This is a genomic window from Ruegeria lacuscaerulensis (assembly GCF_013034745.1).
GTDB classification, from domain to species: Bacteria; Pseudomonadota; Alphaproteobacteria; order Rhodobacterales; family Rhodobacteraceae; genus Ruegeria; species Ruegeria lacuscaerulensis_B.
In genome coordinates this window covers 185,134-199,091 of sequence record NZ_WQGP01000008.1, presented here as the reverse complement: position 1 = coordinate 199,091, position 13,958 = coordinate 185,134, and the positions used below count along the sequence as shown (strand labels likewise).

The 13,958-nt window shown below is 59.3% G+C and carries 13 protein-coding genes; 11 read left to right on the top strand and 2 right to left on the bottom strand.

The genetic code is table 11. From position 1 onward, the window contains the following. The first annotated feature begins 223 nt into the window (after positions 1-223). The 10 genes from GOV79_RS17050 to speB all read left to right on the top strand — a co-directional run bounded on the left by GOV79_RS17050 (position 224) and on the right by speB (position 11,290). Positions 224-1,495, top strand: a complete 1,272-nt coding sequence (locus tag GOV79_RS17050) for an imelysin family protein (protein WP_170790745.1) — start codon at positions 224-226, stop codon at positions 1,493-1,495. A gap of 130 nt (positions 1,496-1,625) precedes the next feature. Continuing rightward, positions 1,626-1,919, top strand: coding sequence for a (2Fe-2S)-binding protein (locus GOV79_RS17045; protein ID WP_170790743.1), 294 nt, complete (start codon positions 1,626-1,628; stop codon positions 1,917-1,919). Next, positions 1,867-2,352 carry a bacterioferritin gene (gene bfr, locus GOV79_RS17040; RefSeq protein ID WP_170773884.1) on the top strand — a complete coding sequence of 162 codons (486 nt, stop codon included), beginning with the start codon at positions 1,867-1,869 and terminating at the stop codon, positions 2,350-2,352. Before GOV79_RS17045 ends, bfr begins: the two co-directional genes overlap by 53 nt. Beyond that, positions 2,324-3,853: a di-heme oxidoreductase family protein gene (locus tag GOV79_RS17035; RefSeq protein WP_170790831.1), complete on the top strand. Its 1,530-nt coding sequence runs from the start codon at positions 2,324-2,326 to the stop codon at positions 3,851-3,853. Before bfr ends, GOV79_RS17035 begins: the two co-directional genes overlap by 29 nt. Continuing rightward, a complete protein-coding gene (locus GOV79_RS17030; protein WP_170790741.1) occupies positions 3,853-4,863 on the top strand; it encodes an imelysin family protein in 1,011 nt (336 codons plus the stop codon). The genes GOV79_RS17035 and GOV79_RS17030 overlap by 1 nt, the downstream gene beginning before the upstream one ends. Before the next feature lie 2 nt (positions 4,864-4,865). After that, positions 4,866-5,948 (top strand): DUF1513 domain-containing protein, encoded by a 1,083-nt coding sequence (locus GOV79_RS17025; protein WP_170790740.1) that lies wholly within the window; start codon positions 4,866-4,868, stop codon positions 5,946-5,948. 99 nt (positions 5,949-6,047) lie between these two features. Continuing rightward, positions 6,048-7,937, top strand: coding sequence for a biosynthetic arginine decarboxylase (gene speA, locus GOV79_RS17020; protein WP_170790738.1), 1,890 nt, complete (start codon positions 6,048-6,050; stop codon positions 7,935-7,937). Positions 7,938-7,951: 14 nt separating this feature from the next. Beyond that, on the top strand, positions 7,952-9,163 hold the full coding sequence (locus GOV79_RS17015; RefSeq protein WP_170790736.1) for a saccharopine dehydrogenase family protein: 1,212 nt from the start codon (positions 7,952-7,954) through the stop codon (positions 9,161-9,163). A 118-nt stretch (positions 9,164-9,281) separates the two neighbouring features. Next, the gene (gene nspC / locus GOV79_RS17010; RefSeq protein ID WP_170790735.1) at positions 9,282-10,451 is read left to right on the top strand and encodes a carboxynorspermidine decarboxylase; all 1,170 of its coding nucleotides are present in this window, start codon (positions 9,282-9,284) and stop codon (positions 10,449-10,451) included. After that, positions 10,448-11,290: an agmatinase gene (speB, locus tag GOV79_RS17005; protein ID WP_170790733.1), complete on the top strand. Its 843-nt coding sequence runs from the start codon at positions 10,448-10,450 to the stop codon at positions 11,288-11,290. Before nspC ends, speB begins: the two co-directional genes overlap by 4 nt. On the opposite strand, the gene GOV79_RS17000 is transcribed toward speB, so the two are convergent. Next, on the bottom strand, positions 11,287-11,877 hold the full coding sequence (locus GOV79_RS17000; protein ID WP_170773868.1) for an HD domain-containing protein: 591 nt from the start codon (positions 11,875-11,877) through the stop codon (positions 11,287-11,289). The two genes, speB and GOV79_RS17000, sit on opposite strands and share 4 nt — an antisense overlap. A gap of 102 nt (positions 11,878-11,979) precedes the next feature. On the opposite strand from GOV79_RS17000, the gene GOV79_RS16995 reads away from it, so the two are divergent. Further along, positions 11,980-12,807, top strand: a complete 828-nt coding sequence (locus GOV79_RS16995) for a LysR family transcriptional regulator (protein ID WP_170790731.1) — start codon at positions 11,980-11,982, stop codon at positions 12,805-12,807. Here the strand turns inward: GOV79_RS16995 and lptF are convergent. Then, positions 12,804-13,943: an LPS export ABC transporter permease LptF gene (lptF, locus tag GOV79_RS16990; RefSeq protein ID WP_170786887.1), complete on the bottom strand. Its 1,140-nt coding sequence runs from the start codon at positions 13,941-13,943 to the stop codon at positions 12,804-12,806. The two genes, GOV79_RS16995 and lptF, sit on opposite strands and share 4 nt — an antisense overlap. Positions 13,944-13,958: the final 15 nt, after the last annotated feature.

The following is a 13,958-nucleotide window of genomic DNA, read 5'->3' as shown; positions in this document are numbered from 1 at the left end:
CTCCTCAGCTTTCTCGTTCCCCAAACAGTTTTGGACCACAGACTCGCTGCGTTCGGTTCGACCGACCAGTATCTGTGCATCATCTGTCTTGGGTATCAGCGTGGAATTTATACCTGATTAAAAAACTCAGGTTGACATAGGCGACCAATTCACTCAGTTATTTGTCAGCCAGCACCAATCAGGTGCGCCGACCACTCTGAATTAACAAAAAAGACCTGATCCCATGACCAGATTCCATGCTGCTGCCAGCGCGCTGGCGCTGTGCGTTGCAACCAATGCGTCCGCGGCCGAGACCCCCTCGAAAGCCGACATCCTCGCCACCTACGCCAATATCGCCCAAGCGAAATACGATGACAGCCTGATCGCCGCCAAAATGCTACAGACGGCGGTGCATGCCCTGATCGCGAACCCTTCGGACGCGACGTTGGCGGCGGCCAAGGCGGCGTGGATTTCCGCGCGCGTGCCCTATCAGCAGACCGAGGTTTACCGGTTCGGAAACCCAATTGTCGACGAATGGGAAGGCAAAGTGAACGCGTGGCCGTTGGATGAAGGGTTGATCGACTATGTGGATGCCACTTATGGCGGCCCATCGGACGAGAACGAGTTTGCCGCGCTGAACGTCATCGCGAACCCCAGCTTTACCCTGTCGGGCCAAACCATCGATGCCAGCCACATCACCCCCGAACTGCTGGCCGAAACCCTGCATGAGGCTGATGGAATCGAAGCGAACGTAGCCACCGGTTATCATGCAATCGAGTTTCTGCTTTGGGGGCAGGACCTGAACGGCCACGGCGCCGGGGCCGGAAACCGCCCGTGGACAGATTTTGCCCAAGGCGCAGACTGCACCGGCGGGAATTGTGACCGTCGCGGAGAATATCTGCGCGCTGTGACCGATTTGTTGGTCAACGATCTAGACTGGATGGCTGCACAATGGGTTGAAGGCGGTGATGCGCGCTTGGCACTGACCGAGAACGAGGCCGCAGGCGTCAGCGCAATTCTGACCGGCATGGGCTCGCTGTCTTATGGAGAACAGGCCGGTGAGCGGATGCGCCTCGGCCTGATGCTGAATGATCCGGAAGAGGAACATGATTGCTTCTCGGACAACACCCATAACAGCCACTATTACGATGGCCTGGGCATCCAGAATGTCTATCTGGGCAGTTACACCCGGATCGACGGCACTCCGATCTCGGGCGCATCGCTGTCTGATCTTGTCACTGCGACCGACCCCGCGCTGGATGCCGAGATGAAGGTGAAGCTGGCCAATACAATGCAGGCGCTGGGCCGGATCAAATCGACAGCCGAGGCCGGGTTCGCCTATGACCAAATGCTGGAACGCGGTAATGCAGGTGGCGAGGCCTTGATCATGGGCGGCGTGAACGGCCTGATCGATCAGACCAAGACCATCGAACGCATCGTCACCAAGCTGGAGCTGGATCAGATCGATTTTGAAGGCTCGGACAGTTTGGACAACCCCAACGCAGTCTTCCAGTGATCCCGCACCTGTGAGGCGGCATCTCATAGTCGCCTCGCAGGTTTTTGAGGGCTGGCAGACGGTTTGCCGCAGGGCAGTCAGTAATTAACCGACTATTATAGTCAGAATAAACAGCTAAAGGCGTTCTGCCATGATCATTTGCCATTGCACCAATATCTCGGACACCGACATCCATGCCGCGATCGATTGGATGCGCGCGTCCGATCCCCATGCGGTGATCACCCCCGGCAAGATCTATCATGCCCTTGGAAAATCAGCGGATTGTGGCGGATGCATGCCACTTTTCCTAGACACGATGCGGTCCAGCGATAAGCTGGAAATCCCCATGCAGCTTCGGACATTGCGGTCCGCAGCATCACAGGAGAAAGCACATGAAGGGCGATCCCAAAGTCATAGAATACCTCAACAAATCCCTGCGGCATGAGCTGACGGCGGTCAGCCAGTATTGGCTTCACTACCGCTTGCAGGAGGATTGGGGCCTTGGTCACATGGCCAAGAAAAGTCGCGAGGAAAGCATCGAGGAGATGGGCCACGCGGACAAGCTGATCGAACGGATCATCTTTCTGGAAGGCCATCCCAACCTGCAAAAGCTGGACCCACTTCGCATCGGGCAGACGCCCAAGGAAACTCTGGAATGTGATCTAGCAGCCGAACACGACGCGCGCGCCCTGTATGTGGAGGCCCGCGAATACTGCCGCGAGGCGGGGGACTATGTGACCATGTCCCTGTTTGAAGGTTTGATCAGCGATGAAGAGGGTCACATCGACTTCCTCGAAACGCAGCTTGATCTGTATGAAAGGATTGGCGAAGCCAATTATGCGCATCTCAATGCATCGAAAATGGACGAAGGCGAGTAAGCTTTCGATCGTAGCGGTGGCTGCTTTGGCGGCCACCCCCTCTTTCCCGACCGGGTTGCAGGACCTGCACCTCAACTTCCAGCCCAGAACCGAAGACGAGGCCGCCCGGATCGCGGATGTCACCGCCGCGCCCGAGGATTTCAGCGTGCCACAACGGTTCGAGGACCTGCCGGCAGGGGCGGCCACCGTGCGGTTGCGCGCGGATGCAGATGCGTTCTCGCAACCGTCGGGCAATCTGGAGTTTGAGCAGGAGTTGGATTTCAAAGTCGGTAACGGGCTGTTCAAAAAGCTATGGGTTTCGTCGCCGGCTTCGACGCTGGCTTCGGACGGGTTAGGGCCGCTTTACAACGCGCGGTCGTGCCAGCGGTGCCACATCAAGGACGGGCGCGGCCATACGCCGAATGGCCCACAGGACAGCGCGGTGTCGATGTTCCTGCGCGTCTCAATCCCTGGCGGGGCGGGCCAGTCCGAGATCGCGGATTATATCGCCACGCAGCCAGAGCCAAACTACGGCGGCCAGATGCAGGACCTCGCCCTGCCTGGCCACCCGGCAGAATACCGGCTGGACATCACCTACACGGAAGTCCCTGTCGAGCTGTTGGATGGTGAGACGGTCACGTTGCGCGCACCGACCTATACCGCCGCCGATCTGGGCTATGGGCCGTTGCACCCGCAGGCGATGCTCAGCCCACGTGTGGCACCGCAGATGATCGGGCTGGGTCTGCTCGAAGCGATCCCGGTCGGGGACATACTGGCCAAGGCCGACCCAGAAGACGTTGATGGGGACGGTATCTCAGGCCGCCCCAACATTGTGTGGTCGACCGAATTCGATGCGCCGATGATGGGGCGGTTCGGCTACAAGGCTGGGATGCCGACTATCTTGGAGCAATCGGCAGGTGCCTTTGCCGGAGACATCGGGATATCCAGCCCTCTGTTCCCTGCGGCCCATGGTGACTGCACGGAGTTGCAGGTGGACTGCGTGAATGCCCCGCATGGCGATGGCGACGACCGTGTGTTCGAGATTGATCAGCAGGGTATGGACCTTGTGGCCTTCTACAGCCGCAATCTTGGGGTGCCAGAACGTCGAGATGCAGACGACCCGCAAGTGCTGCGCGGAAAGCAGGTCTTCCACCAGACCGGCTGTGCATTGTGCCACACCCCTGCCTATGTCACGCACCGTATGGAGGACCGGCCCGAACACAGTTTCCAACTGATCTGGCCTTATACCGACTTGCTGCTGCACGACATGGGCGAAGGTCTGGCCGACCACCGCCCGGAGGCGCGCGCTACGGGTCGGGAATGGCGCACGCCGCCGCTGTGGGGCGTCGGGATGACCCAACAGGTTTCGGGCCACACTCAATTCCTGCATGACGGGCGGGCGCGGTCCCTGCTAGAGGCAATCCTGTGGCACGGGGGCGAGGCGCAAGCGGCGCGCGATACGGTTGTGTCGATGCCCAAGCTTGACCGAGACGCCCTGATCCGCTTTCTGGAGAGCCTCTGATGCGCCCGCTGTTCCTTGCCCTTGCTTTGGCTTTGCCCCTGCCCGCCACAGCACAGGACAGTGCTGCGATTCTGACGGACGTGGTCGACGCACACGTTCTGCCCGGCTATGCGAGACTATCCGAGACGACCGGCACTTTGGCCTCGGCCGCGCAGGCCGGGTGCGATCCCGTATCACCTGACCTGCAGGCCGCATTCTATGACGCATTCGACGATTGGATCTTGGTCAGTCACCTTCGGTTCGGACCGTCTGAACGGGACGACCGCGCCTTTGCGCTGGCCTTCTGGCCAGACACCAAGGGGTTCACGCCCAAGGCCCTGAGCGGTTTGATCTCGACCAGCGACCCCGTTGTAGAAAACCCCAAAGCCTTTGCCGAAACCTCCATCGCCGGGCGCGGGTTTTTCGCGCTGGAGATGATGCTCTTTGATCCCGCCTTTGCCGATCAGGGCCAAGCCCCCTATCGCTGCGCCCTGATCCGCGCGATCACAACTGACATCGACCGCAACGCAAAGGCCATCGCCGAGGATTGGCAACCCTTTGCCGAACACGTGACGCAACCCGGCGGCGACAGCCCCTATCGGTCCGAAAACGAAGCTCTGCAAGAGCTATACAAGGCACTGTCCACCGGCCTTCAATTCACGTCCGAGACCCGCCTTGGACGCCCGCTGGGCACATTCGACCGCCCCCGTCCAAAGAGGGCCGAGGCGCGCCGGTCTGCGCGGTCCGTGCGCCATGTGGAACTGTCGCTGATCACGCTGCGTGATCTGGCCATGCGCCTGTCTGCGGATCATCCTGCCATTGCGGCAGACATGGACGGCGCGTTCGACAATGCGATTGCCCGCGCGCAAGCCTTGAACGACCCTGCATTTGCGGGGGTGGCCAACCCGCTGGGCCGTCTACGCATCGAGGCGCTGCAACAGTCGATCAACGATGTCCGCCAGATTGCCGCAAATGATCTGGGCCCGACCCTGGGCATCAGCGCCGGGTTCAACGCACTGGACGGTGACTGACCATGACCAGCCGCCGCCATTTTCTTGCCGGGCTTGCCGCCGCCAGCATGACACCCTTAGGCGGTTGGGCAGCGGTCGGCGCGCCCGACTACTTGGCGGCGGCGCTGTTTCCCGATGGCTCTTACCGGCTGGCGGGGCTGAGTGCCGAGGGAGATATTCTGTTCACGTTACCCTTGCCAGCAAGGGGTCACGCGGCGGCCGCGCACCCTCAGCGCGCGCAGGCGGTGGCATTTGCCCGCCGACCGGGCACTTTTGCGTTGGTGATCGATTGCGCAACCGGAGCCCAAACCGCCCGGTTGGACGCGCCAGAAGACCGCCATTTCTACGGCCACGGCGTGTTTTCGTTAGATGGGGCGACGCTCTACACCACAGAAAACGACTATGAGGCAGGCCAAGGCGTGATCGGCGTCTGGAATACCGGAGATTACGCGCGATTGGGTGAGTTCCCCTCGGGCGGCATCGGCCCCCATGACATGCGCCTGATGCCCGACGGCCAAACACTTGTTGTGGCCAATGGCGGCATCGAAACCCATCCCGAAACAGGGCGCACCAAGCTGAACCTGCCCGTCATGCGCCCCAACCTGACCTATCTGGACCACTCTGGCGCGGTTATAGAACAGATGGAACTGCCGCGCGCGCTGCACAGAAACTCGATCCGCCATCTGGCTGTCCGGCTCGACGGCCTGGTGGCCTTTGCGCTGCAATGGCAAGGGGACAAAACACGGCACCCGCCGCTGCTGGGACTGCACCGGCGCGGCACGGCCCCGCGCCTGCTGACCGCGCCCGAGAGAGAACAGAGCACCCTTCAGAGTTACGCGGGCAGCATCGCTTTCGCCAGTGATGGCAAAACCGTCGCCATCACCTGCCCCCGAGGAAACGCGCTGCATCAATTCGATGTCGAAACCGGCAATTTGACTGCGGCCTATTCCTTGACGGATGTCTGCGGCATCGGCTCTGCCGAGCAGGGATTTGTCTTTACCACAGGCACGGGCGCGGTCGGAGAGATCACCGAGGGTGCCCACATCATGGCGCGCGCCAAATGCCATTGGGACAACCACTTGATCCCAATCCGCACCTTGGCCTAAATTCGGCAATTCGCGATACATAGATTACACTTGGACGAATCAAATTGCTGCCGTATTGGCGGGCGCTAAACCGGCACCCTACGTTAAGGACTGACTTGATTGAAACAGACGCCCGACGCACCGCATTCCATCTACGGGGTTGAAAAATGGGGCAAGGGCCTCATCGAGGTGACAGAGCAGGGCGAGATCGGTTTGCGCAACCCGATACACCCCGAAGCCGCCGCAATCAGCCTGCCCGGTATCTTGTCCGATCTGGACGACCGGGGGATCAAGGCCCCGATGGTGCTGCGCGTAACCTCGTATCTGGAACACGAGATTGCGCATCTGAACGAAAGCTTCCGCGATGCCATCGCGCGCGTTAACTACAAGGGCGCCTATCGTGGTGTTTTCCCCATCAAGGTGAACCAGCAGGCACAGGTCGTCGACCGGATCGTCGAGTTCGGGAAGAAATACAATTATGGGCTGGAAGCGGGCTCCAAGCCCGAACTGGTTGTGGCGCTGGCCCATCGTCTGGCCCCCGAGGCACTGATCGTCTGCAATGGCGTCAAGGATGCCGAATTCATCCAATTGGCCATTCTTTCCCGCAAGATCGGCTTCAACACCGTCATCGTTCTGGAAAGCCCGAAAGAGGCCGACACGGTGATCGAGGTCTATAACGATCTGGGCATCGAACCGCTGATCGGCGTGCGGGTAAAACTGACCAACCAGATCAGCGGAAAATGGGAAGAAAGCTCGGGCGATCGCTCGGCCTTCGGGATGAACACCGACCAGCTAGTCGCCACGGTGGACAAACTAAAAGCGGCGGGCCTGTTACACTGCCTCAAGCTGCAACACTCGCATCTGGGCTCTCAGGTGCAAGACGTCAACGATGTGCGCCGCGCCGTCGGCGAAGCTTGCCGCTATTACACTGAACTTACCCGCGAGGGCGTACCGCTGACCCATTTGGACCTCGGCGGAGGTATGGGCGTGGATTATACCGGTGAGAAAAAGGCCGCTGAGAACTCGATCAACTACACTGTCGAGGAATACTGCGCCAACGTCGTCGAGACCGTCGCCTACGCGATGGATGAGGCCGAAATCGCCCACCCAACGCTGGTCACCGAAAGCGGTCGTGCGGTGGTGGCGACATCCTCGATGTTGGTATTCAATGTGCTGGAAAGCACGCTTTACGATGCACCGACCGCACCGGATGTGGAACCTGACGACAACCATCTGGTTTCGGACCTTGCTGCCGTTCACGGATACCTCAGCCAAGATCGTCTGCAAGAATGCTGGAACGACGCCACCTTTTACCGCAACGAACTGCGCGCCCTGTTCCGTCGCGGCTATGTCGACCTGCGCCAGATGGCCCGCGCCGAGCGTATCTATCTGTCGCTGATGGCCCGCCTCAAGGCGCTGGCCGCAAGCGATGATCTGGACACGGATGTAGACGATCAGCTTGAGAAAGTGGCCGATATCTACCACTGCAACTTCTCGCTGTTCCAATCCCTGCCCGATGTCTGGGCGATCGACCAGCTACACCCGATCGTGCCGCTCCAAGGGCTGAATGAAACCCCCGACCGCCGCGCCGTCTTGTCAGACATCACCTGCGACAGCGACGGCAAAATCGACCGATTCATTCTGGCCGACGGTGTCTCACCCAGCTTGCCGGTGCATTCCCTGCCCAAGGACGGCGAGTACTTCATGGGCGTCTTCTTCGTCGGTGCCTATCAGGAAACGCTCGGCGATCTGCACAACCTGTTTGGCGATACCAACGTCGTCACCATCGACCTGCGCGCCGATGGCGGCTTCGACCTGCTGCACGAGCAAGAGGGCGACACGATCAGTCAGGTCCTGTCCTATGTCGAGTTCGACCCGCAAGACTGCGTTGCCGCCTTCCGCAAAATGGTAGACGAGGCGATCTCTACCGGTACTCTGCAAGCCAAGGACCGCAAAACCCTGATGAGCGCCTATCGCGACTCAATCAACGGCTACACCTATTACGAATAAGAAGGAGACAGACCATGGGCAAAACACTGGTTGTCGGCGCCGGCGGCGTATCCCACGCAGCCGTGCACAAGATGGCGATGAACTCGGACATCTTCACCGAGATCACTCTGGCCAGCCGCACGAAATCGAAATGCGACGCCATCGCCGCAGCCGTAAAAGACCGCGTTGGTGTAGATATCGCTACTGCCGAACTGGACGCCTACAAGGTCGAAGACACGGTCAAGCTGATCAAAGAAACCGGCGCGGAAATCCTTGTGAACCTCGCCCTGCCCTATCAGGATCTGGTGCTGATGGATGCGTGTCTTGAGGCCGGTATCCACTACATCGACACCGCGAACTATGAGCCCGAGGACGAGGCCAAGTTCGAATACCACTGGCAATGGGCCTATCAGGAGCGCTTCAAAGCGGCGGGCCTGACCGCCATCCTCGGATCTGGCTTCGATCCGGGTGTGACCAGCGTATTCGCCAAATGGCTGAAGAAACACAAGCTGGACACGATCCGCCAGATCGACGTGCTGGACGCCAATGGCGGTAGCAACGATCAAGAATTCGCCACCAACTTCAACCCGGAAATCAACCTGCGCGAAGTGCTGGCCGAAGTGCGTCACTGGGAAAACGGCGCGTGGCAACATTCCCCCGCCATGACCCACAAGGTCGAGTTCGACTTCCCCGCCATCGGTCCCAAGAACATGTACTTGATGTATCACGAGGAACTGGAGAGCCTCAGCACCCACTTCCCCGAGATCGAACGCGCCCGCTTTTGGATGACCTTCGGCGACGCCTACATCATGCACGCCAAAGTGCTGGAAAACGTCGGCATGACCCGCATCGATCCGGTGATGCATGACGGCAAAGAGATAATCCCGATCCAGTTCCTGAAAACCTTGCTGCCCGATCCCGGCGATCTGGGCGCGGAAACCAAGGGCAAAGCCTGCATCGGCGACATCGCCACAGGTCAGGCCAAGGACGGCTCGGGCGAAAAAACCTACTATATCTACAACATCTGCGACCATGAGGAATGCTACGCTGAGGTCGGCTCCCAGGCCGTCAGCTACACCACCGGCGTTCCCGCGATGATCGGCGCGGCACAGGTCCTGAAAGGCAACTGGCGCGAGCCGGGCGTTTGGAACATGGAACAACTCGACCCCGATGACTTCATGGATATGCTGAACAATCACGGCCTGCCATGGCAAGTTCATGAACTTGACGGTCCCGTCGAATTCTAATCCCCAGAACTTCTTCTGTTCAAAAGTACCTCGGGGGTCGCCATTGATGCGCCATTGGTTCAAGCACCAATGGCGACAGGCAGAGCCCCCGGCCTCACCACAATCGGAGACGCCGGACATGTCCGACATGATGACGACCCAAGCCGGAGACGCCGGCGCCTTCCGCAATTTCGACCTCAGCCGCGTCCCCACACCTTGCTTTGTGGTCGACGAAAAAGCGGTCGAGCGGAACCTGACCATCCTCTCAGAGATCGGCACCCGGTCCGGCGCACATGTCCTCAGCGCGCTCAAGGCGTTCTCGATGTTCTCACTGGCCCCTCTGATCCGCCACCACCTCGGCGGTACCTGCGCCAGTGGCATCTACGAAGCACGACTGGGTCGCGAGGAATATGACGGTGAGGTTGCAACCTTTTGCGCTGGTTACAAAGACGCAGATATTGACGAAATCCTGTCGCTGTCCGACCACATCATCTTCAACTCGCCTGCGCAAAAGGACCGCTTCTTGGCAAAAGCCCAAACCGCGAACGTTCAGGTCGGCCTGCGCATCAACCCAGAACATTCCGAAGGCGAGATACCCAAATACGACCCCTGCGCGCCCTGCTCGCGCCTCGGGACACCCGTCAGCCAACTGTCCGAAGACACACTAATCGGAGTCGACGGGCTGCACATGCACACGCTCTGCGAACAGGGGTTCAAGCCGTTGCAACGCACGTGGGAAGCGATCGAGCCCAAGCTCAAACCGTTCATCAAACAGCTCAAATGGCTGAACTTCGGCGGTGGGCACCACATCACTCGCGATGATTACGACCGCGAGGGGCTGGTCGCTTTCATCAAGACCATCCGCGAAACCTACAACGTGGAAATCTATCTCGAACCCGGTGAGGCCGTTGCGCTGGACGCGGGCATTCTGATCGGTGAAATCCTCGACCTGCCCACTAATGGCATGAATCTCGCCATCACCGATATCTCGGCCACCTGCCACATGCCCGACGTGATCGAGGCCCCTTACCGTCCCGCCCTGATGGAAGAGGCCGAGGTAGGCCATACCTACCGCCTCGGCGGCCCCTCCTGTCTGGCTGGTGACGTGATTGGCGACTACACATGGGACAAACCGCTGGAGATAGGGCAGCGCTTTGCCTTCCTCGATCAGGCGCATTACTCGATGGTCAAAACCAACACGTTCAATGGGGTGCCCCTGCCGACCATCGCCCTGTGGAACAGCGAAACGGATGCGCTGAATATCATCAAACAGTTCGGCTATGACGACTTTAAGGACCGCCTCTCATGAGCATTTTCCTCGATAGTGAACTGACCGCGTCTGAACGCACCGAAGACGCGCGGTTCCGCGTGATCCCCGTACCGCTGGAGCGCACCGTGTCCTACGGCGCGGGCACCGCCAAAGGCCCCGAAGCCATCATCGAAGCCAGCAACGAACTGGAGCGTATCACCGGCCATACCGAGCCCTGCGTCGAGGGCATTTTCACCGAAAACCCGCTGGATTGCGAAGGCCCCCTCCCTGACGTGATGGAGCGCCTCGCCCAACGCACCGAGGCCGCAATTCGCGCAGGCAAAGTTCCAGTAACGCTAGGCGGAGAGCATTCCCTCAGCTACGGCGCGGTGATGGGCGTGGCGCGGGCGCTGAACCAACCCATCGGCATCGTGCAGATCGACGCCCATGCGGACCTGCGCAATGCTTATCAGGGCGAAAAACACTCTCACGCGTCAGTCATGCATCTGCTGGCTGAAGAAGGCATCAAACTGGCCCAGTTCGGCGTCCGCGCTTTTTCCACCGAAGAGGCGCAAAGCCGCCTAAAAAACCACGTCTTCCATGTTGATGCCGAAGAACTGGTCACCGGTAGTATCCACGCCGTCGACTTGCCCGAGGATTTCCCCGAGCTAGTCTATGTCAGCTTTGACGTGGACGGGCTTGACCCCTCTCTGATGCCTGCAACCGGCACCCCGGTTCCGGGCGGGCTTGGGTATTACCAAGCCCTGCGGCTGGTCGAGCACGCTCTGAAAGGCCGCAAATGCGTGGGCTTTGACGTGGTCGAACTGGCTCCCGATGGCAACGCGGCGTGGGATTTCACCGCCGCGCAGATCGTCTATCGGCTGATGGCGTCCTGTTAGCCTTCGGAAGTCTCGTTCAATTCCATGTGCCCCTCGCCCTTGTTCAATACGCGACGCAGCATGGGCTCGAAAAACTCCAACGGTTTGGTCGGGTAGTCCGGGTCGAACGCCTTCTGATCGTATTCATGGCAGAAATAGCGGCAGTCCTCCCAATAAGGACTGTCGCGGTACTTGTCGCGGGCGTTGCGATCGCCGCCAAGGTGGTGGTTATAGTAGTAGCCCTGAAACACACAGTGATGTTTCAAAATCCAATAGGTCTTCTCGCTGACATAGGGCTTCATCATCGCCGCTGACAGCTCACCGTGATTGTAGGGCGACAGGATATCGCCGGTGTCATGGATCAGAGCAGCGACCACCAGTTCCTCATCAGCCCCATCTTCGTAAGCGCGGGTCGCGGCCTGCAAACTATGCTGATAGCGGTTGACCGGGTATGGCGTCCACTCCTCGTCCAGCGACCGGATAGCGTCCAGAATACGGTCGGGCAAAGCGGCGTTGTACGCCTCTTCATACTCCATCACGGCATCCCAATCGGCCTTTGTCGCCTCTTCGAAACTGGTCCAAGTGGGTTTGTGGCTTTTGTCCAGCATGGAAGCGGTCCTTTCATCGATCCGTTTACGAAAGCTTACTCCACTCCAGCTGAGCGAAAAAATGAATTGATTTTATCACTTCGATCAAAAATTACTTTCAACATGCAAATCAAAGCCCTTGAGACCTTTCTGTGCGTCGCCGAGACCGGAGGCTTCCACGCTGCCGCCCGCAAGCTGAACGTGACGCAAACCGCTGTAAGCGCCCGCATTCGTCTGATCGAGGATGAAACCGGCAAAGCCCTGTTCACCCGTGGGGCAGGCGGGACCGGCCTGACCGAATTCGGGCGGCAGTTCCGGCCCTATGCTGAACAGATGCTGTCGCTCTGGTCCTTTGCCTCACGCGATCTGCCCGCGCAGTCGCAGAACCGGGTCGCCCTGCGCCTGGGCGCGCAACTGAGCATCTGGGACCCGCTGCTGGTCGATCTGGCAATCCGCTATGAGGACGACCTGGGGCAGCTGCTGTTGACGCTCAACTATGATCATGACCTGAATATGGTTGATGCGGTAGCCACCCATGTTCTTGACGCGGCCTTGACCCATGAGAAACCGTCGGACAGACGGGTCATGTTTCACGAATTGCCACCCGAGCGACTGGTGCTGGTCCAGACCCCTGATGCCGGAACTGACCCGATTTTCGTCAATTTGGAACTAGGGGAGGTCTATCAGAATCACATTCGATCCACCGCGCATCGGGCTTCGGGCCAGACGGTGTTTCTGGGCAATTGCATGATGGCCCTACGCTATGTCCTGCGGCGCGGTGGGTTAGGGTATTTCCCACGCTATGTCATCGCTGAATACCTTCATTCTGGGCAGGTTGCGCCCGTTGCAGATGCCTATGACCTGATGTTGCCGCTCTATCTGGTCACGCGCCGCGACAGCCCAGCATTTGGCGATGTTCTAGATTGCCTGCAGGAATTGCGGACGGCTTAGGCCTGCGGCCAGGCGAGATCGCTCTCTCGTGGCTTTTTCCGCAAAAGTGGTCGCCCCGCAATCAGCAAGAACAGGCAGGATATGAGGATGCCGATCACGGCGGGCAGGTAGAGAACCGCCCACAGCGCGGGATCGTCGATCACAATAGGCGACACGAACCCCCGAACACCTTCCAGCAAAACGAGAATAGTAAACGCCCCAAAAATCTGCGGCCACAAACCGAAACGGGAAAAGCTGCCCAGCATCAGGGTTGCATATCCCGCCATGGCCACCGCTACGCAGATGGCAATCCATGAGAACCGCTGGTGCAGTTCATCCACCAGCTCTCCTTCGCTGAACCCTTCGTTTGCGGTCAACGCCTGACGGTTTTCCAACAATTCAAGGGTCGGGATCGCCTCAAGACTTCGTTGGCTCATATCGTTGCCATGAGCCAGTTCGGATATGTCGTATGAAGCATCCTCGAACAGGGTCGATGATAAGGTCCTGCCCTGCTGATCCAAGCGCAACGCCACCCCGTCCACCATAACCAGATGAATGCCGCTGCCATTGTTGACCAGATAAGCGGTTTTACTGGAATAGGTGACTGTACTGGCCCGATCCCGGCGGTCCGAGACGAAGACTTCGTACAGTGTACCATCCAGGTCAATCCGTCCGATATAAACCGTTACGCCGCTGGCAGGATGTAGAAACTCACCCTCGTTCAGAAGCTGCGCGGTGACATCGCCTGCGACCTCGGCCTGTCGTTGTTCAAGCTGCTCGACCGAGGCCGGGCGCAGAAACACGCTGATCGCGGCCATCATCAAACCTGTCACTAGCCCGAACAGAAATACTGCCCGCGCCAGACGCCATGGGCTGGAGCCCGTCGCCAACATAACCGTCAGCTCGCTTTCGCGGCTCAGGCGGTTGGTGGCATAAACGGCGGCGGCAAACACAGCCATGGGCATCACCGTTCGGATCAGGGTCGGCAGGGTCAGCGCGGTGAATTCCAGAAACACCATCGCCGATTGACCGCCGCTGATCACACGATCAAACAGGCTGACCGAACGGGTGATCCAGAAGACCCCCACCAGAACCAGCGTGAAAAAGCCGAACAGAATCAGCAATTGCCGCAGGAAATATCCATCGAAACGCGACATGTATCCTCATCCGGT